The following is a 22,211-nucleotide window of genomic DNA, read 5'->3' as shown; positions in this document are numbered from 1 at the left end:
TTTGTTTTTTATCCTCATTGCATCTCATCGATGCCTCTTCATAAAAATATTTTTACCAAGCCCGTCTCGTTCCTGTTCTCTTTTTTTCTCGATCCCCCTTCGTCTGTAACCTGTGTCAAGTCAGGTTTATTCATGACTAACGCTATGATTAATCAGCCTTACACAATTCTGACTATTTACTTTCGCTTTGCTGCGCTTTGACACATTTCATCATATTTATTTTGCTTCTATAGCATTGGAATGAATATTGCTGCTATTTTTCTTTTTTTAACAAAGACATGACCTGAATAAGGTTCCTCTGGTGTTGTTGATAATGAGAAAAGGGAGTGATGTTCATGTTTAAGCAAGTTGCAGTGGCGATGGGGATGGCGTGTTTATGTGTACCCGCATGGGCCTATGATTACGGGGATTATGCGCGCGAGACCGTAGATACGCTCATTAATGATTATCCAGGGCGCTATCGCGGTACGGCCAATTTTGCCGGCGCGGCAGACTGGATGACGCAACGTATGGCACCCGGTTATACCACCGTCAGGCAGGATTTCTCCTGGACGGCAGGCGGTACGACACGTTCGTCACAAAACGTGTTGGCCTATAATACCGGGCTAAGCAGCGAATACATTATTACTGGCGCGCACTTTGATACCTTCTTCGGTCGGCCGACGCTGCAAGGGCTGGATGATAACGCGTCCGGTGCATCGATCCTGACAGAAGTGGCGCGTAATTTTAGCGGTATTCAGACGGAAAAAACGCTGGTCTTTGCAGCCTTTGGTGCGGAAGAAGAAGGGCTGCGCGGTTCGCGCGCGATGGTTAACGAGTTGATCGCGCAGGGAACCGCGGGCGGCCTTAAGGCCATGATTAATATGGACAGTATGATCACCGGTGACAAACTCTACGCCCACGCTGGCGATAACAGCGTGGCGAATCCTGAGTTAGCCAGCCTGCGTCAACAGACGCTGCGTATTGCAAACGAACTGGGTATCGAATTGTTCACCAATCCGGGGCTGAATGCGAGTTATCCGGCAGGTACTGGCTGTTGCAGCGATGGCGATAGCTTCAACGCGGCGTTTGATATTCCCGTCCTCTATATGGAGGCGACCAACTGGGATATTGGCGATCAGGACGGCTATGAGCAAACCACGAACCCTGCGGTGCCGGGGGGCTCGACGTGGCATAACCCCGCAGTCGATAACGAAGCCTTTCTGACCAGCGTGCTGGGGCAGGAACGTATCGATCAGCGCCTGCGTGACGTTTCACGGCTGGTGACACGGCTGCTGCTGGAAATTTCCAATACCGATTTGCTGCATTCGGCCTATTCCGCCGCTGCGATGCAACAGGCAATGGAAGAGGACCTGAAGCGTCAGCGCCAATCATTGAGTGAGTTGCACAATCAGCGCTGGCTGCTGTTGCAAAATACCACGCGTAGCGCAGGGACGCTGGATACGGCCGTCGGGGTTGAGGGCGATGTGATTCCATCAAATGGCTTTGATCGCGCACCACAGCAGCGTTCCCGTCAGGCGATGGCCTATGCACTGGTAGATTATCAATTAAGTGACAGTGTCACTATTGGCGGCAGTCTGAGCCTGCTGCGTAGCAAGGATAAGCTTGAGCGTAATGGACATATTGAAAGCGATACCTGGCAAGCAGGTATTTACGGTTTGCTGAATCAGGGAGGGCCAGCCTGGTTGGGTAGCGAAGTGACCGCGGGTCGGGCGGCCATTTCGTCACGCCGCTCGGTGTATCTGCAATCTGCGGGCGGTCCGGTGCTATTGGACAACACGCTGGATGGCAATACCGAAGCGCAATTTGTCGGTGCCCGTGTAACAGGCGGTTATGATTTTACACTGAGCGGACTACGTACCGGTCCGGTTGCCGGGTTGGATTACGCACGTTATCGCATTAATGCGTTTGATGACAAAGGTAACCTGCGGACGGGCGTGCGCTATGAAAAACAGGATGTGGATTCGCTGGAAGCCAGTCTGGGCTGGCGCGTGCGTGGCAAGGTGGAATTCAGCAACAAAACGTCGTTACAGCCTTATGCCACGGTGGCGTGGGTGCGTGAATTGGCCGATGGGCTTGATTCCAGCTTTACGGTGAAAGATCGTGTCGATGGCGCAAACCGCCGCGTGGCGGTGGGTGAACAGGATAAGAACTTCGGTCGGGCAACGGTCGGCGTACAGTGGCTTGCGGCAGAAAGTCTGAATCTGTATTCCGAAGTCGGCAGCCGTTTCGGTCATCGGGATGGCGATCAAACGCGCTACAGCGTGGGCGTCCAGTGGCAATTCTAAGTCTGTTGCTGTGCAGAACGAGCTCAGCGACTGAAAGGGAAATTCGGCGTTAAAACGGGGTCTGAAACGACCCCGTAGCGGATTCTGACGGGTTGATTACAAGTACGGCCCGTTCTGAATAGAATCTCTGACCTGCAATTCCGACACGAACAGATTGTCTTTCGAGAAATAGCCGCCATCCAGCATCGCGATCAGGCGGTTAATCACTTCGTTGATCATATCGCTCACCGGATCTTTGACGCTGGAGAGTGACGGCTTCAAAAACGGGGCGGTGGGAATATCGTCGAACCCGACGACAGAAACGTCATGTGGGACGGCAACGCCTGCCTCATCCAGCGCTTTTATCGCGCCAATCGCCATATCGTCATTGCTGGCGAGAACGGCACTGAATGATACCCAGTTATCGCGCAGGGTGGTAATGGCAAGCGACCCGCTGCGCGGCGTCCATTTTCCTTTCACAATCAATTCATCCCGTACCGCGATATTGGCCGCCGTCAGGGCGTCTTTATAGCCGGAAAGGCGTTCGATAGCGGTCGGCGAATCCAGCGAACCGGTGATAAACGCGATATCTCTGTGGCCACGCGCAATCAGATGTTGCGTCGCGTTATAGCTGGAACCCTTGTGATCGCAGCAGATACAGTGGCTCTGGTGTTTCCGCAGTTTACGGTTAACCACCATGATCGGCTGTTTGTGCTTCTCGATGATGTCGTCCATTTCATCCACGGTGAGAAAACGGGGATAGATGATGATCGCATCACAGCGTAACCCCAGCAGGAATTGAATTGCGGCACGCTCTTCATCGGCGCTGTGTTTGCCATCGACCAGAATTAGCTGGCGCCCGTTGTCTTCCAATTTCTTGGCGGCCTGTGACAGCAGCTCGTTAAAATAGCTGCCGTTATAGAGCGTGTTGGTTACCACCAAACCAATACAGGCAGATTTGCTGGTCGCCAGATTCCGCGCCAGTAAATTTGGCCGATATCCCGTCTCCTCAATGGCCTGATAGACCAGCGCTTTGGTTTCTTCACTGGTATAGCCTTTGCCCGATAGCACGCGCGACACCGTCGCTTTTGATACGCCTGCTTTCTTCGCCACTTCCTGCATTGTCGACATGGGACATCCTGAGACGTTGAATACTCCCGTCATTTTACACACTTTAGGCCGGTAGCAGGGTGATGAGTGCAGAACCAAAGCGATCGAGGGGAGTAATACGCCATTCATGACGATCTCGATCACATAAGAAAAATATTCATAACAAAATTATTGAAATTGCATTCATATATAAACACTATCATGTGGAACCGGTTACCCATCGGCGTTTCATCACGTGGCATGGAGCAGGGATACCGGCATGAATACTTTCATAACTGTATGAAATTGAATAATAGATGTGCGCGCATCAAGTGATATTCCCGTTTTGGACGTGTTGAACGGTGTGTTGAATTGGGTGTAGCGCGCGCAATTACGAGAGATTGTCTATCCATGTCAAAGAATTATGCGGCTGTATCCCGTTCGATCGTTGATGCCATCGGTGGGGCTGATAACATCGCCGCCGTGACGCACTGTATGACCCGTCTGCGCTTTGTGCTGAAAGATAATGATGCGGCGAATGTGGCCGAATTGAAGGCGATAAGCGGCGTGTTGGGCGTCGTGAAAAATGATAACCAGTGCCAGGTCATCATCGGCAACACCGTTTCTCAGGCGTACGCCGAGGTGGTGAAACTTCTGCCAGAAGGTGCGGATGCTGAAAAAGCCGTGCCGGTGAACAATAAAATTACGCTGCGACGCATCGGCGCGGGCATTCTGGATGCGCTGATTGGCACGATGTCACCACTCATTCCAGCGATTATCGGCGGCTCGATGGTGAAACTGCTTGCCATGATCCTCGATATGACCGGGCTGTTTGAGAAGGGCGCGTCGACGATAACGATTCTGAACGTGATTGGCGACGGTGCGTTCTTCTTCCTGCCGATCATGGTGGCAGCGTCTGCGGCGATAAAATTCAAAACCAACATGTCTCTGGCGATTGCTATCGCCGGGGTACTGGTGCATCCGACGTTTATCGATCTGATGGCAAAAGCGGCGCAGGGTCAGCAGGTCGTGTTTATGGGGCTGACCGTCACGGCGGTGAAGTATACCTACACCGTGATTCCGGCGCTGTGTATGACCTGGATTCTGTCTTACATTGAAAAATGGGTAGATCGCATTACGCCAGCGGTGACCAAAAACTTCCTGAAGCCGATGTTAATCGTGCTGATTGCGTCTCCGATTGCCATCATGCTGATCGGCCCGATTGGGATCTGGATCGGTAGCGGTATTTCTGCGGTAGTGTACACCGTGCATGACTATTTGGGCTGGCTGTCCGTTGCCATCATGGGCGCTATTTGGCCGCTGCTGGTAATGACCGGTATGCACCGCGTGTTTACCCCGACTATCATTCAAACCATCGCCGAGACGGGTAAAGAAGGCATGGTGATGCCGTCTGAAATCGGCGCAAACCTGTCGCTGGGTGGGTCTTCACTCGCAGTTGCCTGGCGCACCAAAAACCCGGAACTGCGTCAGACCGCGCTGGCAGCAGCGGCGTCGGCGATTGTTGCCGGGATCTCTGAACCTGCGCTGTACGGCGTGGCTTTGCGCCTGAAGCGTCCACTGATTGCCTGTTTAATTACCGGCTTTATCTGTGGCGCCGTCGCGGGTATCGGCGGGTTGGCAAGCCATTCAATGGCCTCGCCGGGGCTGTTTACTAGCGTACAGTTCTTCGATCCTGCCAACCCGATGAGTATTGCCTGGGTATTCGGCGTCATGATTTTGTCTGTCGTGATTTCCTTCTTTGTCACCTTGCTGCTGGGCTTTGAAGACATTCCGGTAGAAGAAAAACCGGAAGAGAAACACGTACAGGGCGAAAAAGCGAGTCACTAAAGCCTGAAGTTAGGGGGAACACGGCGATGAGGTTCCCGCAGGGATGCCTCACGCCGTGGTAGCCCCGGTATCTCGATCCTTAAGCGATGGTTATGAGTACGGGTGATGAGGTTTCCGCACCCGAATACGAATTAAATTAAGCACTCATTAAATGAAGTACGAAGGAGAAGAGCGTATGTCTGCATCAACATTTCCCGATGGATTCTTATGGGGGGGCGCGATTGCGGCCAATCAGGCAGAAGGCGCGTACCTTGAAGGCGGTAAAGGGCTGACGACGGTAGATATGATTCCCCACGGCGTGAATCGTCTGCCGGTGAAACTGGGGCAAGAACCGCGTTTCGCGCTGCGCGAGGATGAGTTTTACCCCAGCCATCAGGCGATCGATTTCTATCATCGCTATAAAGAAGATATCGCGCTGATGGCGGAAATGGGGTTCACAGTGTTCCGTACCTCCATCGCCTGGAGTCGGCTCTATCCGAATGGGGATGAGCTGACGCCCAACGCAGACGGCATCGCCTTTTATCGCGATATGTTTGCCGAATGCAAGAAATACAACATCGAGCCGCTGGTAACGCTGTGCCATTTCGATGTGCCGATGCATCTGGTCACCGAATACGGCTCATGGCGTAACCGGAAAATGGTGGAGTTCTTTGCGCGTTACGCCCGCACCTGTTTTGAAGCCTTTGACGGGTTAGTGAAATATTGGTTGACGTTCAATGAAATCAATATCTTGCTGCATAGCCCGTTTTCTGGCGCAGGGCTAGTGTTTGCCGATGGTGAAAATCAGGAACAGGTGAAATATCAGGCCGCGCACCATGAACTGGTGGCGAGCGCGCTGGCGACGAAGATTGCGCATGACGTTAACCCAGAAAATCAGGTCGGCTGTATGCTGGCTGGCGGTAATTTCTATCCGTGGTCGTGCAAACCGGAAGACGTTTGGGCGGCGCTGAATAAAGATCGTGAGAACCTATTCTTTATCGACGTGCAGGCGCGCGGCACCTATCCGGCGTATACCGGCCGGTTGTTTAAAGAGAAGGGCATCACGATTGCGTCAGAGCCGGGCGATGATGAGATTCTCAAGAACACGGTAGATTTTGTGTCCTTCAGCTATTACGCCTCCCGCTGTGCGTCGGCGGATATGAACGAGCACAACAGCAGTGCGGCGAACATCGTTAAATCGCTGAAGAACCCGCACATCAAGGCAAGTGAATGGGGCTGGGGAATCGACCCGCTGGGCCTGCGCATCACCATGAACATGATGTATGACCGCTATCAGAAACCGCTGTTTTTGGTCGAGAACGGACTGGGCGCGAAGGACGAGATTAACGCACAGGGCGAGATTGATGACGACTATCGCATTAGCTACCTGCGTGAGCACATCAGTGCGATGGCGGACGCCATCGGCGACGGTATTCCGGTCATCGGTTATACCTCATGGGGCTGCATTGATCTGGTCTCCGCCTCCACCGGTGAGATGAGCAAACGCTATGGTTTCATCTATGTCGATCGCGACGACCGAGGCGAAGGCACATTAGCCAGAAAGAAAAAGAAATCGTTCTACTGGTATAAGAAGGTGATTGCCAGCAACGGTGCCGACCTGAGTTAAAGGCAATAAGATCGCCCAGCGATGCCTACTCTAGCCCCCTGACGGAGACGTTTGGGGGCTATTTTTTTATCCAGACCATAAGAATGTGAATTGTGGTTGCCGATGTCTTTGTGCATAATCGAGCGATGTAATTACGCAAAATAACTCATCATCGAGCATTAATGAGCGTTATCATTAATCCTCTTCAATGCCTACCGGCACCGTTATACCCATGCGATAGGAAGGTAAAACACCATGAGCCAGTTACTTCCCGATATTGCCTTTTTCCATGAACTCGCCACGCTAGCCAGCCAGGAGACGTTACCGCGTTTTCGTTCCCTTACCGCAAACCAAATTGAGACGAAGCCAAAAGAAGGTTTCCGTTTTGATCCGGTGACAGAAGCCGATCGGGAGGCTGAGCGGGTCATCCGCGAGCACATCACGCGTCGTTATCCCGATCACGCGATTATGGGCGAAGAATTTGGCCTGAGCGGGGAAGGCCCGGTGCGTTGGGTTTTGGATCCGGTCGATGGCACCCGACCTTTCTTGTGTGGCTTACCCGTGTGGGGAACGCTTATCGGTCTGCTGCATCATGAACGTGCCGTGATGGGGATGATGAGCCAGCCGTTTACCGGGGAGTGCTTTTGGGCGGAGGGTTCACAGGCCTGGCGTAGCGACCGCAATGGGGACGTTCGTTTAAGCACGCGTAAAGGTGTGTCGCTCGAACAGGCCATTCTTCACACTACGGCGCCAGAAGCCCTGAGCATGCACCCGGCGGTTCACTTCGCAGAACTAGCAGAAACCACGCTGATGACGCGCTATGGCGGAGAATGTTACGCCATGGCGATGCTGGCAGCAGGTCAGATTGACATCTGCGTGGAATTTGCATTGCAGCCCTACGACATTGTCGCGCTGATCCCGATTATTGAGCAGGCAGGTGGCATCATCACCGATCTCAACGGGCAGCGAGCGGAAGCGGGGGGCACCGTTGTCGCGACCGGTGATCCGGCATTGCATCAACAGGTTTTAGCCATTCTGAACGGAACGCGGTCATAGCCGCGACCCATCCAGACGATATGAAAAACGATGGTTGTTAAGAAGGAATCATGATGAAAGTGCCACACGTTGCGCTATGGACGACCGATCTGGCCGCGCAGGCGGCATTTTGGCAAGAGTTCTTCGCCGCGCAGGTGGGGGAAAAATATGTGAGCCGGAATCGCCCCGGTTTTGAATCGCATTTCGTTCAACTGAGTGAAGGCGCCTCTATTGAACTGATGACGCTGCCGGTGTTGGCGGAAGCCTTAGCCAATAAAGAAGGCTGCGGCTGGGCGCACGTCGCGATTTCGGTCGGGAGCAAGGCGGATGTCGAGGCATTGGTCAGCAAAGCCGCAGAGCGCGGCATTTTAGTTGCTCAACCTCGGATGACGGGAGACGGTTTTTATGAAGCGATCCTCCGCGACCCTGATGGTAATCTGATTGAGAGACCTTGTACATGATTCTGTGTAAATGCCATTTCTCAGAAGTGACCGTCCAGGCGGTCACCGAACTCGATAATAAAGCGGCTCATCGCCAGCCGCCAGTTTTGGATCGGCATCGTCCATTTTTTTGATGCCGACTGTATTGCCAGCCACACCACTTTCCTTACTGAGTCATCTGTCGGGAACACCTTGCGTTTCTTTATGGCATGCCGGATGACGCTGTTCAGTGATTCAATGGCATTGGTCGTGTAAATCACCTTACGGATGTCACTCGGGTACGCGAAGAATGTTGACAGATTCGCCCAGTTTGCACGCCAGCTCCGGCTGATTTGCGGGTAGCGCTCATCCCAGACCCTGGCGAATGTTTCCAGCTCCTGCAACGCCGCTTCTTCCGTCGCGGCCCCATAAACCGCCTTCAGGTCGCGAGTGACGGCCTTATAGTCCTTCCATGAGACGAAGCGCAGGCTGTTGCGCACCATATGGACTATACACAACTGGATGCGGGTTTGCGGATAGACCGCATTGATAGCGTCAGGGAAGCCTTTCAGACCGTCAACGCAGGCGATGAGAATGTCGTTCAGACCTCTGTTTTTCAGCTCAGTCAGCACATTCAGCCAGAACTTCGCCCCTTCATTTTCCGCCAGCCACATACCCAGTAGTTCTTTCTGACCATCGATATTGATGCCCAAGGCCAGGAACACGGATTTGTTGATGACACGACTATCCTGACGGACCTTAAGGACAATACAGTCAAGATAAACAATGGGATAAAGGCTATCCAACGGCCGATTCTGCCATTCAACAACCTGCTCCATCACTGCGTCCGTGACCTTTGAAATCAGGGCCGGCGACACATCTGAGTCATACAGTTCCTTAAACGTCGCGACGATCTCTCGGGTAGTCATGCCTTTGGCGTATAACGACAGGATTTGGTTATCCATGCTGGTTATCCGGGTCTGATTTTTCTTCACCAGTTGAGGTTCGAATGTGGCATCACGATCTCGCGGAGTACGCAGTTCGAGCGGGCCATCGCCAGTAATGACAGTTTTTGTGGAATAACCGTTACGTGCGTTAAGACCCGCTTTGGGCTGGTTTTTCTCGTACCCGAGATGGTGGGACATTTCAGCATTAAGGGCGGCTTCAACACTGATTTTTTTCAGCAGGCGATCGAACTGGCTGAGATCCTCAGGTGTTTTAAGATTTTTGGCCAGTTCGTTAGCCAGTGCCTGTAATTGTTTTTCGTCCATAAATTAACCTGCTTTTGATGTTGGATTGAACATATCAAAATCAGGCAATTACACAAATTTATGTACAGGCTCGATTGAGATAACATCAGACTGATTTGGAATTTTTTCCTATGCTGCACAAACTGTCCTCATTCGATCAACAACATAACGCGGTACTGGTTTGTATCGGTGAAATTCGGTTTGGCCCGCCTTATTTTTCGCTATCCATCGACGGGAAAGCCCTTGAAGATCGCGTTTTCGGCAAAGACATGCTGTGGTCGCCGGATTCGCGTTATCTTGCAGTGCAAGAGTGGCTCTCTACGGCGGAACGCGACGGCCCACAAACGGCGTTACTCTGCATTGATGTGCTTGAAGAAAGGCAATGTCAGGTTTCTCAGGCCGCAGGGGGATTTAAAATCCCTCTGGTGTTCGCGCTGTTCGAGTTCAAGCCCCTCAAGGATGAAACGAGAACACAATGCAATATAGTGATGTAAAACTGGACGTATCGCTTCTAACATAGAGAACCGTGCCGCCTTGTCGGTATTCCTCTGGTGTGGCATTGAATCAAATTTTCATAACCTTTGATGCATCTATCGACCTTGGTCGCAGACGTCTTTAATCCGCTTAATTACCATCTCTCTGAACTTCTGATGTCCATACGTAGCCCTTGGATGAGCTATTCTGAAACAAATAGCATTACCCGCTTTAAATTCCCATAGCCTCCCAGACGTGACGGATAAAGTTTCATAACCATCCAGATACTCAGTCAGCAACCGTTTGATGATGTAGTCAGTTCTTCTGGCTCCTGATGCAAATATTATGAAGTCAGGTTTTAGATGATTGATCTGTGCAGCCAACAGACTCAGTGAGGTGGATATCACCTGTTGAAGTTCTTCATGAGGGCGAAGTAGTGGTGTTTGACCGTTGTAATCCCACGCTAGTAGATTGGCATATAGGATCGCCTGAGGGGCAATGTTCAACTCACTAGCTAGTCGGAAATGGTACTGTATGAAGCGGCTACGTGATTTGAGATTAAGCGTCTCCGTCAGGTGCTTCCTATAACGAGTTATAGCCTCTTCAACCACCTGCTCTGTGGTAACATTGGGTATAAGTCCCAGGACACGGGAAATAGTATTCTTCCCATTTAAGGTATTCCAGCCTGCTGTTTCACGCCCAATCAGCATGATTTTTACGGTGGATCGCCAGTATTCATCGGAGGGAGCGGGTAAAAATACGCCAGAGTATTTATCCTCCTGTAGGTTGAATGACCGGGCGTTAAGCCCCTTCAGTATTTGTATATACGCTTTTACCAACGTTTCCATGTTTTATCCCTACCCAAAATGAAAAGCCCCTCAGAGATATATTATTTTCATGATATCAGTCCGATATATAAGGGTAACTATGAAAAACCCTTCCTAATTTACCAACGTGTCAATTATTCCCAAATACATTACTTAATCGTGAAGGTCATAGCCGTAGCTAACCGTCAACCAACGGCTCGGAAGTTATCTATCTATTTCCCGCACACTACAGAAAAGTTGGACAACCATCTACCAGCAACAACAAGCTCTCGGTTACCACATTTCCATTCTGGGTTAGGCTATCAATCTTCCCAATGGAACAGTGCATCGAACTGTGTGAAGCCGCGATCTGTGAGCACCGTCGGCACGCGAGTGCCGGTGGGTAGCAACGATGTTAATTGTTCTTGCACCGCTTTTCCTTCGTTTTCGCCGTGTTTCAATCCCAACTCGGTTCGCGCATCGTCGAAAGAAACCACGGGTAAACCGCGCCGATTCGCCTGTACCCAGAGTACCGGAACAGACAACACGGGCGAACCGGCCAGCATCGCGTGTCGGCGTGCCGTCGATAAAAAAATGCCGTCACGACGATCGTAAATATCAAATTCATGAAAATAGTGCGGCAAACGGTCGTAAAACACGGAATGCTTGCTGTAAGCCCATTCGCCGTACATCACGAAACGGTCTTCCAATAGCTCAAGAAAACGCATTTCGTGCCCGGTGGCCCAAAGCTTGAACTGGTTGAACTGCCGTTCCCGCGAGCCGCCAGCCAGATAATGGCCGCGCGACTGGAGCAAGAGTTCCGCCGTTTCATTGAAGGACACACCACTGTTCGCGCCGTCGATCTTTTCTTCGATAACGACATAGCGGCCTGCCAGCGCTTTCAGAGCAATTTGGTCCGACCCATCATCGCCGGACTGTAAACGCGAACCTTCCAGATGAGGGGTACGCGGATATTTTAATAACGGTATTGAATGTAAATTCATATTTTTCGCCTGCTGCGTTATTGGCGCAGCCAGGCCCATCTACGGTAAAAAAAGAGGGCCGACGAACGTGTTCTGGCGCGAGTCAATAGCTGGCCGCTGGCATTCCAGAGGTCAGAGTCGCGGGGGAGGAAGCGGGAGATTCGTTCTTTGCTCCGCACAATCGCGGGGAAAGAAGGGAATTCGTACCGCAGCCAACGCTGGCGCAGACTGCGCCGAATCGAGGCTGCTTAATGCAGTCGTCGGCGGTTAGTGGGAGGCTGACGTACAGGGCACTTTGGGGCTCCAAATGACACATAGGGGTGAGTAAACGGCGCGATTCTAGCGAAGGAATCCTCCGACAACAAGTTTTTGTATAAAAAATGCTATGCTTTCCTGTTGTTGTAGAATGCGTTGTTGCGCGTAAACGTGATAAAAAACGCCTGAGGTTATCCACATCAGCGAGCGAAGAATAACGCGTAGTGGGATAGGGGAGAGCACACAATGAATCGTCGAGGAATATAATGAAAATCAGTGTGATAAAGAAAGGGATTGTTGGCCTGTTACTGGCGCTGCCGCTCTATGGTGTCGCAGAGACAACAGATCCAGATTTGTTTGTCGGCTATACCACGCAGGATCTTACCGATGCATTACCGACGCAGTTGTTGAACATGATTCAGCGAGAAAAAGTGGTCGATGCTGCAAACCACATGGTTCAGACCGAATATGTCGATCCTACTACAGGCAATAAGGCGCTGGTTTCCCTGTATATGCTACCGGCAAACAGCAAGGGCACCATTCCCATTGCTTCGACGCCCAGCGATCTGGACGCGGTGATTGCCAGCACGGAAAAAGAGATGCTGCGCCAGCGCATCAAACCCGATCAGCGGGCGGGAAACATTGACGATGCAACGCCTTATCGTTGTTTACAAACGATCCTAAATAACAAAGTCCTGCATTCGCTGTGTTCAACGCTGATTAAAGGACGTGTGCTGGAAGTACAGGCCATTAATACGGTCGATAATATTCAGGATGAAGCCGGGCTGCATAAGGTCATCGGGCAGCAGAATGAATTCGTTATCGGGATGGGAAAAACGCTGCTGGCGCTGAAAAAATAATACACGCCTGATGCACCAGAATGGGCATCATCGGTGACAGACTGTAATGATTTCTCATCAGAACCCAAGAGCGGAGGCTAGCGCGCCTTCGCTTTTTTTGCACCAAAAATCCCCTGATACGCCCTTGCCAGATTCCTGGCGTTCGTGCATAACTGCCGGTGCCAGAAAGTCGATTCCTGACAGCATCATTACGAACCCGTATTCACCACGAAACGACTTCATTACGAAACAACACCGGATAAACGCTATGCTTTTGTTACTCGTTTTGGCTGTGATTGCAGTCGCCGTTTACGGCTGGTTAAAGCAGCCGCAGTATGTAACACCAGAGGTAGAACCCCAGCCGGAAAACCCACTCTTTCGCGATGGCGCGTTTCACAACCCGGTTGCTCGTCCGACGGTAGGGAACCAGAACCGGTTCGCACTGCTGTACCGCTTTCTTTTCGAGAAAGACGCTGGCGCGTTGCCAGACACTCCCTTGCCGTCGGAAAAAACCGATCTGCATCAGTTAAAGAAAACGGATAACGTCATCATCTGGATGGGGCATTCCAGCTACTTTATTCAACTGGAAGGAAAAACCTTTCTGCTGGATCCGGTATTTAGCGACAATGCTTCGCCAGTGCCGCGTACCAATGTCGCCTTCAAGGGCAGCAATGTGTATTCACCGGATGATGTTCCCCCTATCGATTACCTGCTGATTACCCACGATCACTGGGATCATCTGGATTACCCCACGCTGAACGCGTTACGCGGGAAAATCCGCCGCATTGTCACGCCAACGGGTGTGGGTTCCTACTTTGTAAAATGGGGCTTCCCACAGAAAGACATTACGGAAGGCGGCTGGTTCAGCAGCCTGAAAGAGAACGGGGTGGAAATCCATGTGCTCCCGACACAGCATTTTTCCGGCCGACTCCTCAAGCATAATCAAACGCTGTGGGGTTCGTTTGCGCTGATCACGCCACAACATCGCCTGTATCTCGGTGGGGACAGCGGCTATGGCGCACACTACAAAGAAATTGCTGCGCGTCTGGGCGGATTCGATATCGCGATACTGGAATGTGGACAGTACGATCGGGACTGGCCCTACGTTCACATGACGCCGGAAGAGAGCGCACTGGCCGCCAGTGATTTACAGGCTAAAGCGGTACTACCGAGTCATAACAGCAAATTTAAGCTGGCGCACCACCGCTGGAATGACCCGCTGGCGCGTATTTCGCAGGCCAGCCAAAACCAGGACTGGCGACTGATGACACCCCGCATTGGTGAGCGCGTTCAGGTTGATAACCCGCAGCAGACGTTTAGCCAGTGGTGGGATCTGAATGATTAAATAGCTCATATCATGCACTGCTAGGGTAATGATGCGTGAATAGACGACGCGCGACACATTTCTAGCGTAAAGCGACAACCTTTTTCTGAGCTTTCGACCGTCATGTGCCAACCCAGATGTTCCACAATACGTTGTACGATGGATAAACCAAGCCCCTCGCCATTTTGACGTGCGCTGGGCAAAAAACGCTGAAATTGTTGCGGATCGATGCTGGGCGGCAGGCCCGGGCCGGTGTCAGAAATAACCAGCGTCGTGCCATGCAGTGCAATACGTACTTCACCTTCATCCGTGTATTGGCAGGCGTTACGCAGCAGGTTCCAGACCACGCTGCGCGCCAGTTCGGCATTGGTGTGCAGATGGGCGTTTTGCGGCGCATCCAGCGCCAGTGTTACGGGCTTTTTTGCCAGCCAGGGTTGGCATCGCGTAATGTATTCCTCGAATAATGGATGTAGAGGCACATCGGCTAGAGGCAGGGTTTGCGGATCGCGCGAGAGCAGCAACAGGCAAGTCAACTGGCGTTGCATTTCCTGCGTAGTGCGCACGATACGTTCAGCGCTTGGCATCAGGTGACTGTCGCGAGGTAGCCATGATCTACCTTTCCGATCATGGTGAGTTGTTGGGAGAGCGGGGTATCTATCTACACGGCACGCCTTACCTTATTGCGTCCAAAGAGCGAATGCAGGTGCCTATGGTGATGTGGTTCTCACCGGTATTTGTGCAAGATGCCGGCTTCAATCTCACCTGTCTGCGCAATAACGCGGAGAACAAAGACTATAGCCACGACAATTTTACTATTCCAGGCTTGGCCTGTTTGCTGTTCAAAGCAGGGTGTACCAATCCGAACTGGATGTGTTCGCGCCATGTCGCGAGCTGATGTGAGTTTCGTTGCAACTTAGCCGTTAGCCTATTCCCCCATACAAGGAGCAGCTTGTGTCAAAAATCAACGTGGAAAAATTCGTTGCTGGAACTCTGGAAAAAAGTTTTGACGTTCCTACATTCGCCGTAAATATCCTTGCTCAGCTTTTGCCAGCGTCTGCAATGAGTGAGCTTGCTGACCGAGGTATAGACATCCCGGCTATTCTCGGTGCCAACAAACTGGGTACGCCATATTCCTCTTCGATCGAGGTGGTTGAGGATTGTGTGCAAAAAACGGTAGTCATCTCTGTACCGCCGGCGGGCGATAAGTACCGTTCCCTTCAACGTTCCTGAGTCACTGTCAGTTTCCAGCGCAGCTTCATTTTTTGCTGCGCTGTAGTGAGGTGAGACAAAGGAAAGACGATGCGAATGACTTCATGAGACGCCATGAAAACAAAAATCCACGCAGTTGCGTGGATTTTTGTGATATTCACGAGGTTGCAGTGCGCCTCATGAGACAACAGAAGCTATTTAGACGTTAAACAGGAAGTTCATGACGTCGCCATCTTTTACGATGTAGTCCTTGCCTTCTGAACGCATTTTTCCGGCTTCTTTCGCGCCTTGCTCACCTTTGTAGGAAATGAAATCTTCATAGGCGATAGTCTGGGCGCGGATGAAGCCTTTCTCGAAGTCGGTGTGAATTTTACCCGCGGCCTGCGGGGCGGTAGCGCCGACAGGGATGGTCCATGCACGAACTTCTTTCACGCCCGCGGTGAAGTAGGTTTGCAGGTTCAGCAGTTCATAGCCCGCGCGGATAACGCGGTTCAGTCCCGGTTCTTCCAGACCTAACTCAGCCATAAACTCTTCGCGGTCAGCGTCATCCAGTTCCGCGATATCTGATTCAACAGCGGCACAGACGGCCACGACGACAGAACCTTCAGCGGCAGCGATTTCGCGCACTTTATCGAGGTACGGGTTATTTTCAAAACCGTCTTCGTTGACGTTGGCGATGTACATGGTTGGTTTCAGCGTCAGGAAGCTCAGGTATTTGATGGCTGCTTTATCTTCATCGCTTAAATCCAGTGAGCGCAGCATCCCGGAGTTTTCCAACTGCGGTAAGCATTTCTCCAGCGCGGCGAGTTCAGCTTTCGCATCTTTATCGCCACCTTTGGCTCTCTTCTGCACGCGGTGAATGGCACGCTCACAGGTATCGAGGTCAGATAACGCCAGCTCGGTGTTAATGACGTCGATGTCATCGGCCGGATCAACTTTGTTGTTTACGTGGATGATGTTGTCGTTTTCAAAGCAGCGGACAACGTGCCCGATAGCTTCGGTTTCACGGATGTTGGTCAGGAACTGGTTACCCAAGCCTTCACCTTTGGACGCGCCCTTTACCAGACCCGCGATATCAACAAATTCCATAGTGGTAGGGAGGATACGCTGTGGCTTAACGATTTCAGCCAGTTTGTCCAGACGTGGATCGGGCATCGGCACGACGCCGGTATTCGGCTCGATGGTACAAAACGGGAAGTTGGCCGCTTCGATGCCGGCTTTGGTCAACGCATTGAACAGTGTGGATTTACCGACGTTAGGCAGCCCAACGATACCGCATTTGAATCCCATGTTTATATCACCTTAAATAACTTATTAATCAGACGATTACTGTGTATCGTCTGTCAGAATGGAAATATTTCGGCCGATTATACACGGAATGGCGATTTATCTCGATCTACCATCCGTATTCTGACCAGATTATGCCGCTTTGAAGGCATGTAAACGGTTCATCGCTTTGATCATGTCTTCTTTCATTAGAATTTCTGTGCAGTGCACGGCTTCATCAATGGCATCGTCGATCAGCGTCTGTTCGCTTGCCGGTGGTTTACCCAGCACAAAACCAGTCACTTTGCTTTTATCGCCCGGATGGCCGATACCAATGCGTAAACGGTGGAAGTTTGGGTTGTTACCCAATTTGCTGATGATATCTTTCAGCCCGTTGTGGCCGCCGTGTCCGCCACCCAGTTTAAGTTTGGCAATCCCCGGTAATAAATCCAGTTCATCGTGGGCAACCAGGATTTCATCAGGCTGGATGCGATAGAACGTGGCCATTGCCGCAACGGCCTTGCCGCTCAGATTCATGAACGTGGTGGGAACCAGCAGGCGTACATCTTGACCAGCCAGATTCAGGCGAGACGTGTAACCAAAAAATTTGCTTTCTTCTTTCAGCGGCTGACGGTAAGCGTCCGCCAGCCGATCGACAAACCAGGCGCCCGCATTATGGCGGGTGGCGGCATATTCAGCACCGGGATTCGCCAGGCCGACAATTAATTTAATGCTGCTCACGGTATATTCCAGATTACGTGCTTACACTTAAGCAGGGTAGCGTGATAAACGAAAGCGCTAGTTTACACACCGTGTGGTAGATAACCAAATCGCGGTGTTGGAATGTAAGTACAATGTTATTTGTTTAGTAATGTGATTATTCGGATTTTTGTCTATTTATTTGTTTAAACGTAAAAAAATATTAATCATTCCTTTTATCTGTGATCCCTCCCGCAATCATCCATGCACATTATTGTCTATAATTACATCAATAATAAGAAAGTCAGCGGTAATGGCACTCCGATTCATCCACAGAATTAATCTGGAGGTGGCAGATGAAACGTAAAAACGTGACAGTATTGGGTAACATGTTGATGGGGCTTGGTATGATCCTGATGATTGGCGGTATTGGCTTTTCCATCGCCAGCCAATTCCCTAAACTGAATGTCCCTGAATATATGACTTATATTGATCTGGTCGGTATTTTTTCTGGCGCAATATTTTGGTTAGTGGGAGCACGTATTAGCGGGCGTGAGGAAGTCGCAGACCGTTATTGGTGGGTTAAACACTTTGATAAGCGTTGCCGCCGCCAGCGTCACCCATAACCGTTAATGGCGCCATAGGCGTTAATGAAAATTGAACATGAGAGCCGCTGTAGCTTTGCTATGGCGGTTTTTTGTTTTTGATCGTGATAGAAATAAGAAAGCCACCTTGTTACAGGTGGCTTCATCAGCGTTTGCGAGCGGTTACTCGGTCAGCAGCGATTAATGTTCAAACATCGCAGAAATAGATTCTTCGTTGCTGATACGACGAATCGCTTCGGCCAACATCCCAGACAGCGTTAACGTACGAACATTCGGCAGTGAACGAATGTTTTCCGCCAGCGGAATGGTATCGCAGACAATCACTTCATCAATGACAGAGTTCTTGATGTTCTCGTAAGCATTGCCTGAGAAGATCGGATGTGTAGCGTAAGCGAATACGCGTTTAGCACCACGCTCTTTCAGCGCTTCCGCCGCTTTACACAGCGTACCGCCAGTGTCGATCATATCGTCAACCAGTACACAGTCACGGCCAGCGACGTCACCGATGATGTGCATCACCTGAGAAACGTTGGCACGCGGACGGCGCTTGTCGATGATCGCCATGTCGGTATCGTTCAGCAGTTTAGCGATGGCGCGAGCACGCACAACGCCACCGATATCAGGAGAAACCACAATCGGGTTTTCCAGATTCTGTTGCAGCATATCTTCCAGCAGGATCGGGCTACCGAATACGTTATCTACTGGAACATCGAAGAACCCCTGAATCTGCTCAGCGTGCAGATCAACGGTCAGAACACGGTCAACACCGACGCTGGACAGGAAGTCAGCAACGACTTTCGCGGTGATTGGCACACGTGCGGAACGCACACGACGATCCTGACGGGCATAGCCGAAGTAGGGGATAACAGCGGTAATACGTCCCGCGGAAGCGCGACGCAGAGCATCGACCATCACAACCAGTTCCATCAGGTTGTCATTGGTGGGTGCACAGGTGGACTGGATGATGAAAATATCACCACCGCGTACATTTTCATTGATTTGCACGCTGACTTCGCCATCGCTAAAACGACCGACAGCGGCGTCGCCAAGGCTAGTGTACAAACGGTTGGCAATACGTTGTGCTAGTTCCGGGATGGCGTTACCAGCAAAAAGCTTCATATCAGGCACGAGAAGAACCTCAGGCTTGCGTCCAGAGAAATATTGCGCCTGCCGGGCAGGGACAAGCAACAGGCACAATATGCATACGGGTGTATGAATTAAGTTTGCTACAGACTGGCCGCATGGCAGCCGGTGTGTGGCAAAACCTAAAGTTGCCCGGAAAGCGTACGTTGCAGCGGAGAGACGTTAACGCCTCGCGCGACGAAACCGTTTAGCCATTCCGGGGCCTGGTCAAGCACCTGACGGGCTGCGAACTCGGTGTCAAACTCTGCAAACACACAAGCCCCCGTTCCAGTCAGGCGCGCCGGGGCATATTCTAGCAGCCATGAAAGTAGCTGTTCAACCTCACGAAAACGTTTTCTTGCGATAGCTTCACAATCATTGACGAAGGTCTGGTTTAATAAAGTTTCTAAATCACGAACTGGCGAATTACGCGTCAACTCGGGATCGCCGAAGATCAACGGTGTGGCGATACTCACGCCAGGATGCGCCACCAGGTACCATTTCTCTGGTGGATTCGCGGGAGTGAGCTGTTCACCAATACCTTCGGCAAAGGCGGCATGTCCACGAACAAACACGGGAACGTCCGCACCTAATTGCAGTCCCAACTCGGCCAACGTATCAACGCTCAGCCCGCTTTGCCACAAATGATTAAGGGCGACCAAAACGGTAGCCGCGTTGGATGAGCCTCCGCCCAGTCCGCCGCCCATTGGCAGACATTTGTCGATACTGATATCTGCGCCGAACCGGGCAGGACGAAGATCATGGCATTCGCAGTGCCGCTGTAATAAGCGTGCGGCGCGGACGATCAGGTTTTGCTCATTCTCTACGCCATCCACGGGGGTAAGCAGGTTAATCTGGTCGTCATCACGTGGCCTAATCGTCAGGGTGTCACCGTAATCCAGAAACTGGAATAGCGTTTGCAGCAGGTGATACCCATCTTTTCTCTGACCGGTAATATAAAGAAACAGATTCAGCTTGGCGGGGGCAGGCCATGTCTCGATAACCGTCGGTTGCATCGCTTATTTAACCATCCAGTTATTCATTTTCAGCTTAATACGCTGTTCACCCTGAACCAGTTCCAGACTGGTTGGGAGCGGAGGCGTCAGCTCGGTGTTGTAGCTCTGATAGCTGACATTCCAGTTTTGATTACCCTGACGATAGGTGACGGTTTTCAGCAGATAGCGTTCATCCAACGTGAATTCGGTCGCATCGCCTGGAATACCGAGGATCCACTGGCGCAAATTGTTCAGCGGGATCGACATACCGGTGAGTTGCTGGATCATGTATTCGGCATCTTTCCCCACGTAACGCTTGCCCTGATTATCAGTGATTTGCACGCCGTCAGGCTGGGCGCGTAGTTCTAATTCGGTACTGCCGAGTGGATTGGTCAGCAGCAGCCGATAACGCTGTGGCGGTGTGTCCTGCCAGAAAAAATTGGCTGATACTCTTTTGCTATCGGAGATATAGGCAAAAGCGCCGCGAGTCTGATATTGGCTGAGTTGCTGTACTTTTTGCTGATGTTGTTGCCACTCTGGTGAGGTGGGGCTTTTACCCGTTTGAGTGGGTTGATGAACGCTACAGGCGGCTAGCAACAGGCTGGCTAAAGGCAGTAAACGCAGGCATCGGACGGTTTGGGTTGGCATGTCGGTCGTATCCTGTAAATGAACGAAGTTCGTGAAATACGTCACGCTAACGGGCTTACCGCTCAGCGTCAATGGTTGTTATTCGTTAATGGTGTTTATTGTTTTTTGTCAAAAAGTGACTACCTCAGACGAGGTGTATCGCGCGCTGTCGCTTTTCTTGCTCCCCTGCATCAAGTAGAATGCGACTTAAACGAAATCCATACTAAGACCGGTATTACTCAGAAACAGCCTAATGACCCTGCTTGCGCTTGGTATTAATCACAAAACCGCACCGGTTTCTCTGCGTGAACGTGTTGTGTTCTCACCAGATAAATTAGGCGTGGCCCTCGACAGTCTGCTACAGCAACCGCTGGTGCAGGGCGGTGTTGTGCTGTCTACCTGCAATCGTACAGAACTCTATCTTAGCGTTGACGAACAGGAAAACCAGCGTGAACAGCTGATTCGCTGGCTGTGTGAATATCATCAATTGCGCCCGGAAGAGGTCAACGGCAGTCTGTACTGGCATCAGGATAACGCCGCTGTTAGTCATCTAATGCGCGTGGCCAGCGGTCTGGATTCGCTGGTGTTAGGCGAACCACAGATTTTGGGGCAGGTGAAGAAAGCGTTTGCCGAATCACAACGGGGTCATTCCCTGTCCAGCGAGCTGGAGCGGCTGTTCCAGAAATCTTTTACCGTGGCCAAGCGCGTTCGTACGGAAACGGATATCGGTGCCAGCGCGGTGTCGGTGGCTTTTGCCGCCTGTACGCTGGCGCGGCAGATCTTTGAATCACTGGCAGATGTTACGGTGCTGCTGGTTGGTGCCGGAGAAACCATTGAACTGGTCGCACGCTATCTTCGTGAGCACAATGTACAGAAAATGGTGATCGCAAACCGAACCCGTGAACGCGCTCAGGCGCTGGCAACGGAAGTGGGCGCAGAGGTCATCACGTTAGCCGAGCTGGATGAACAACTCGTTCAGGCTGACATTGTGATCAGTTCAACGGCCAGTACGCTGCCGATTATCGGAAAAGGGATGATGGAACGGACGCTGAAGGCGAGACGGAATCAGCCAATGTTGATGGTGGATATTGCAGTTCCGCGTGATATTGAGCCGGAAGTCGGCAAATTACCGAACGTTTATCTCTACAGCGTGGACGATCTGCACGCGATTATTCAGCATAACCTCGCGCAGCGCAAAGCGGCAGCGGTGCAGGCCGAATCCATCGTGCAGCAGGAAAGCTCCGATTTCATGGCCTGGCTGCGTGCGCAGTCAGCGGTGGAGACCATTCGCGATTATCGCGCTCAGGCCGATGAGCTGCGTGCGGAAATGACGGCCAAGGCGCTGGCTGCCATCCAACAAGGCAATGACGTTGAAGCGGTGATTCAGGAACTGACACACCGTTTAACCAATCGCCTGATTCACGCGCCGACCAAATCTCTTCAGCAAGCCGCTCGTGACGGTGACCAAAATCGGTTACAAATTTTACGTGACAGCCTTGGGCTGGACTAGCATT

The 22,211-nt window shown here is 51.5% G+C and carries 21 protein-coding genes and 1 pseudogene; 12 read left to right on the top strand and 10 right to left on the bottom strand.

Features of this window, described 5'->3' with window-relative positions; all coding sequences use genetic code 11:
- Positions 1-335: 335 nt before the first annotated feature.
- Complete coding sequence (locus LCF41_RS11490) at positions 336-2,288, top strand: autotransporter domain-containing protein (protein WP_225084734.1); 1,953 nt, start codon at positions 336-338, stop codon at positions 2,286-2,288.
- Between the two features lie 96 nt (positions 2,289-2,384).
- Here LCF41_RS11490 and LCF41_RS11485 read toward each other — a convergent pair whose 3' ends face one another.
- Positions 2,385-3,398: a LacI family DNA-binding transcriptional regulator gene (locus tag LCF41_RS11485; protein ID WP_225084733.1), complete on the bottom strand. Its 1,014-nt coding sequence runs from the start codon at positions 3,396-3,398 to the stop codon at positions 2,385-2,387.
- A 369-nt stretch (positions 3,399-3,767) separates the two neighbouring features.
- On the opposite strand from LCF41_RS11485, the gene ascF reads away from it, so the two are divergent.
- The 4 genes from ascF (at position 3,768) to LCF41_RS11465 (ending at position 8,285) form a co-directional block, all read left to right on the top strand.
- The gene (gene ascF / locus LCF41_RS11480) at positions 3,768-5,204 is read left to right on the top strand and encodes a PTS cellobiose/arbutin/salicin transporter subunit IIBC (RefSeq protein WP_225084732.1); all 1,437 of its coding nucleotides are present in this window, start codon (positions 3,768-3,770) and stop codon (positions 5,202-5,204) included.
- 175 nt (positions 5,205-5,379) lie between these two features.
- Positions 5,380-6,810, top strand: a complete 1,431-nt coding sequence (locus LCF41_RS11475; RefSeq protein WP_225084731.1) for a 6-phospho-beta-glucosidase — start codon at positions 5,380-5,382, stop codon at positions 6,808-6,810.
- 234 nt (positions 6,811-7,044) lie between these two features.
- Positions 7,045-7,845 carry a histidinol-phosphatase gene (gene hisN, locus LCF41_RS11470; RefSeq protein ID WP_225084730.1) on the top strand — a complete coding sequence of 267 codons (801 nt, stop codon included), beginning with the start codon at positions 7,045-7,047 and terminating at the stop codon, positions 7,843-7,845.
- 53 nt (positions 7,846-7,898) lie between these two features.
- Positions 7,899-8,285, top strand: coding sequence for a VOC family protein (locus tag LCF41_RS11465; RefSeq protein WP_225088155.1), 387 nt, complete (start codon positions 7,899-7,901; stop codon positions 8,283-8,285).
- 20 nt (positions 8,286-8,305) lie between these two features.
- On the opposite strand, the gene LCF41_RS11460 is transcribed toward LCF41_RS11465, so the two are convergent.
- Positions 8,306-9,514 carry an IS256 family transposase gene (locus tag LCF41_RS11460; RefSeq protein ID WP_225084729.1) on the bottom strand — a complete coding sequence of 403 codons (1,209 nt, stop codon included), beginning with the start codon at positions 9,512-9,514 and terminating at the stop codon, positions 8,306-8,308.
- A gap of 110 nt (positions 9,515-9,624) precedes the next feature.
- On the opposite strand from LCF41_RS11460, the gene LCF41_RS11455 reads away from it, so the two are divergent.
- Positions 9,625-9,987: a hypothetical protein gene (locus LCF41_RS11455; protein ID WP_225084728.1), complete on the top strand. Its 363-nt coding sequence runs from the start codon at positions 9,625-9,627 to the stop codon at positions 9,985-9,987.
- A 96-nt stretch (positions 9,988-10,083) separates the two neighbouring features.
- On the opposite strand, the gene LCF41_RS11450 is transcribed toward LCF41_RS11455, so the two are convergent.
- Positions 10,084-10,815, bottom strand: coding sequence for a hypothetical protein (locus LCF41_RS11450; protein WP_225084727.1), 732 nt, complete (start codon positions 10,813-10,815; stop codon positions 10,084-10,086).
- Between the two features lie 482 nt (positions 10,816-11,297).
- Positions 11,298-11,777: pseudogene (locus tag LCF41_RS11445) on the bottom strand (RNA ligase family protein); the annotation flags it as partial.
- Between the two features lie 500 nt (positions 11,778-12,277).
- On the opposite strand from LCF41_RS11445, the gene LCF41_RS11440 reads away from it, so the two are divergent.
- Together LCF41_RS11440 and LCF41_RS11435 are read left to right on the top strand one after the other, a co-directional pair.
- The gene (locus LCF41_RS11440; protein ID WP_225084725.1) at positions 12,278-12,871 is read left to right on the top strand and encodes a hypothetical protein; all 594 of its coding nucleotides are present in this window, start codon (positions 12,278-12,280) and stop codon (positions 12,869-12,871) included.
- A 247-nt stretch (positions 12,872-13,118) separates the two neighbouring features.
- Entirely contained in the window at positions 13,119-14,195 is a 1,077-nt protein-coding gene (locus LCF41_RS11435) for an MBL fold metallo-hydrolase (protein ID WP_225084724.1), read from the top strand.
- A gap of 20 nt (positions 14,196-14,215) precedes the next feature.
- Here the strand turns inward: LCF41_RS11435 and LCF41_RS11430 are convergent, their stop codons facing one another.
- The gene (locus tag LCF41_RS11430) at positions 14,216-14,758 is read right to left on the bottom strand and encodes a sensor histidine kinase (protein ID WP_225084723.1); all 543 of its coding nucleotides are present in this window, start codon (positions 14,756-14,758) and stop codon (positions 14,216-14,218) included.
- A 23-nt stretch (positions 14,759-14,781) separates the two neighbouring features.
- On the opposite strand from LCF41_RS11430, the gene LCF41_RS11425 reads away from it, so the two are divergent.
- Both LCF41_RS11425 and LCF41_RS11420 read left to right on the top strand, forming a co-directional pair.
- On the top strand, positions 14,782-15,069 hold the full coding sequence (locus LCF41_RS11425) for a sulfatase-like hydrolase/transferase (RefSeq protein ID WP_250160533.1): 288 nt from the start codon (positions 14,782-14,784) through the stop codon (positions 15,067-15,069).
- Between the two features lie 56 nt (positions 15,070-15,125).
- Positions 15,126-15,404 (top strand): hypothetical protein, encoded by a 279-nt coding sequence (locus LCF41_RS11420; RefSeq protein WP_225084721.1) that lies wholly within the window; start codon positions 15,126-15,128, stop codon positions 15,402-15,404.
- A gap of 177 nt (positions 15,405-15,581) precedes the next feature.
- Here the strand turns inward: LCF41_RS11420 and ychF are convergent, their stop codons facing one another.
- Positions 15,582-16,673 carry a redox-regulated ATPase YchF gene (ychF, locus tag LCF41_RS11415; RefSeq protein WP_225084720.1) on the bottom strand — a complete coding sequence of 364 codons (1,092 nt, stop codon included), beginning with the start codon at positions 16,671-16,673 and terminating at the stop codon, positions 15,582-15,584.
- Positions 16,674-16,802: 129 nt separating this feature from the next.
- Positions 16,803-17,390: an aminoacyl-tRNA hydrolase gene (pth, locus tag LCF41_RS11410; RefSeq protein WP_225084719.1), complete on the bottom strand. Its 588-nt coding sequence runs from the start codon at positions 17,388-17,390 to the stop codon at positions 16,803-16,805.
- A 314-nt stretch (positions 17,391-17,704) separates the two neighbouring features.
- On the opposite strand from pth, the gene ychH reads away from it, so the two are divergent.
- Positions 17,705-17,974, top strand: coding sequence for a stress-induced protein YchH (ychH, locus tag LCF41_RS11405; protein ID WP_205946528.1), 270 nt, complete (start codon positions 17,705-17,707; stop codon positions 17,972-17,974).
- Positions 17,975-18,133: 159 nt separating this feature from the next.
- Here the strand turns inward: ychH and prs are convergent, their stop codons facing one another.
- The 3 genes from prs to lolB all read right to left on the bottom strand — a co-directional run bounded on the left by prs (position 18,134) and on the right by lolB (position 20,718).
- Positions 18,134-19,081, bottom strand: a complete 948-nt coding sequence (prs, locus tag LCF41_RS11400) for a ribose-phosphate diphosphokinase (RefSeq protein WP_010274915.1) — start codon at positions 19,079-19,081, stop codon at positions 18,134-18,136.
- 137 nt (positions 19,082-19,218) lie between these two features.
- Positions 19,219-20,091 (bottom strand): 4-(cytidine 5'-diphospho)-2-C-methyl-D-erythritol kinase, encoded by an 873-nt coding sequence (gene ispE, locus LCF41_RS11395; RefSeq protein WP_225084718.1) that lies wholly within the window; start codon positions 20,089-20,091, stop codon positions 19,219-19,221.
- A gap of 3 nt (positions 20,092-20,094) precedes the next feature.
- On the bottom strand, positions 20,095-20,718 hold the full coding sequence (gene lolB, locus LCF41_RS11390) for a lipoprotein insertase outer membrane protein LolB (RefSeq protein WP_225084717.1): 624 nt from the start codon (positions 20,716-20,718) through the stop codon (positions 20,095-20,097).
- A gap of 232 nt (positions 20,719-20,950) precedes the next feature.
- On the opposite strand from lolB, the gene hemA reads away from it, so the two are divergent.
- Entirely contained in the window at positions 20,951-22,207 is a 1,257-nt protein-coding gene (gene hemA / locus LCF41_RS11385) for a glutamyl-tRNA reductase (RefSeq protein WP_225084716.1), read from the top strand.
- Positions 22,208-22,211: the final 4 nt, after the last annotated feature.

The sequence above is a fragment of the Pectobacterium colocasium genome, assembly GCF_020181655.1.
Lineage (GTDB): Bacteria > Pseudomonadota > Gammaproteobacteria > Enterobacterales > Enterobacteriaceae > Pectobacterium > Pectobacterium colocasium.
This window is presented reverse-complemented; position numbering and strand designations above follow the sequence as displayed.

Excerpts from the sequence above, each read along its gene's own strand:
- LCF41_RS11465 (WP_225088155.1), top strand. The coding sequence starts at position 7,899 with ATGAAAGTGCCACACGTTGCGCTATGGACGACCGATCTGGCCGCGCAG.
- LCF41_RS11490 (WP_225084734.1), top strand. The coding sequence starts at position 336 with ATGTTTAAGCAAGTTGCAGTGGCGATGGGGATGGCGTGTTTATGTGTA.
- ascF (WP_225084732.1), top strand. The coding sequence starts at position 3,768 with ATGTCAAAGAATTATGCGGCTGTATCCCGTTCGATCGTTGATGCCATC.
- ychH (WP_205946528.1), top strand. The coding sequence starts at position 17,705 with ATGAAACGTAAAAACGTGACAGTATTGGGTAACATGTTGATGGGGCTT.
- LCF41_RS11475 (WP_225084731.1), top strand. The coding sequence starts at position 5,380 with ATGTCTGCATCAACATTTCCCGATGGATTCTTATGGGGGGGCGCGATT.
- lolB (WP_225084717.1), bottom strand. The coding sequence starts at position 20,718 with ATGCCAACCCAAACCGTCCGATGCCTGCGTTTACTGCCTTTAGCCAGC.
- ispE (WP_225084718.1), bottom strand. The coding sequence starts at position 20,091 with ATGCAACCGACGGTTATCGAGACATGGCCTGCCCCCGCCAAGCTGAAT.
- LCF41_RS11435 (WP_225084724.1), top strand. The coding sequence starts at position 13,119 with ATGCTTTTGTTACTCGTTTTGGCTGTGATTGCAGTCGCCGTTTACGGC.
- LCF41_RS11450 (WP_225084727.1), bottom strand. The coding sequence starts at position 10,815 with ATGGAAACGTTGGTAAAAGCGTATATACAAATACTGAAGGGGCTTAAC.
- hisN (WP_225084730.1), top strand. The coding sequence starts at position 7,045 with ATGAGCCAGTTACTTCCCGATATTGCCTTTTTCCATGAACTCGCCACG.
- LCF41_RS11440 (WP_225084725.1), top strand. The coding sequence starts at position 12,278 with ATGAAAATCAGTGTGATAAAGAAAGGGATTGTTGGCCTGTTACTGGCG.
- LCF41_RS11485 (WP_225084733.1), bottom strand. The coding sequence starts at position 3,398 with ATGTCGACAATGCAGGAAGTGGCGAAGAAAGCAGGCGTATCAAAAGCG.
- LCF41_RS11455 (WP_225084728.1), top strand. The coding sequence starts at position 9,625 with ATGCTGCACAAACTGTCCTCATTCGATCAACAACATAACGCGGTACTG.
- LCF41_RS11460 (WP_225084729.1), bottom strand. The coding sequence starts at position 9,514 with ATGGACGAAAAACAATTACAGGCACTGGCTAACGAACTGGCCAAAAAT.
- ychF (WP_225084720.1), bottom strand. The coding sequence starts at position 16,673 with ATGGGATTCAAATGCGGTATCGTTGGGCTGCCTAACGTCGGTAAATCC.
- hemA (WP_225084716.1), top strand. The coding sequence starts at position 20,951 with ATGACCCTGCTTGCGCTTGGTATTAATCACAAAACCGCACCGGTTTCT.
- LCF41_RS11425 (WP_250160533.1), top strand. The coding sequence starts at position 14,782 with ATGATCTACCTTTCCGATCATGGTGAGTTGTTGGGAGAGCGGGGTATC.
- LCF41_RS11430 (WP_225084723.1), bottom strand. The coding sequence starts at position 14,758 with ATGCCAAGCGCTGAACGTATCGTGCGCACTACGCAGGAAATGCAACGC.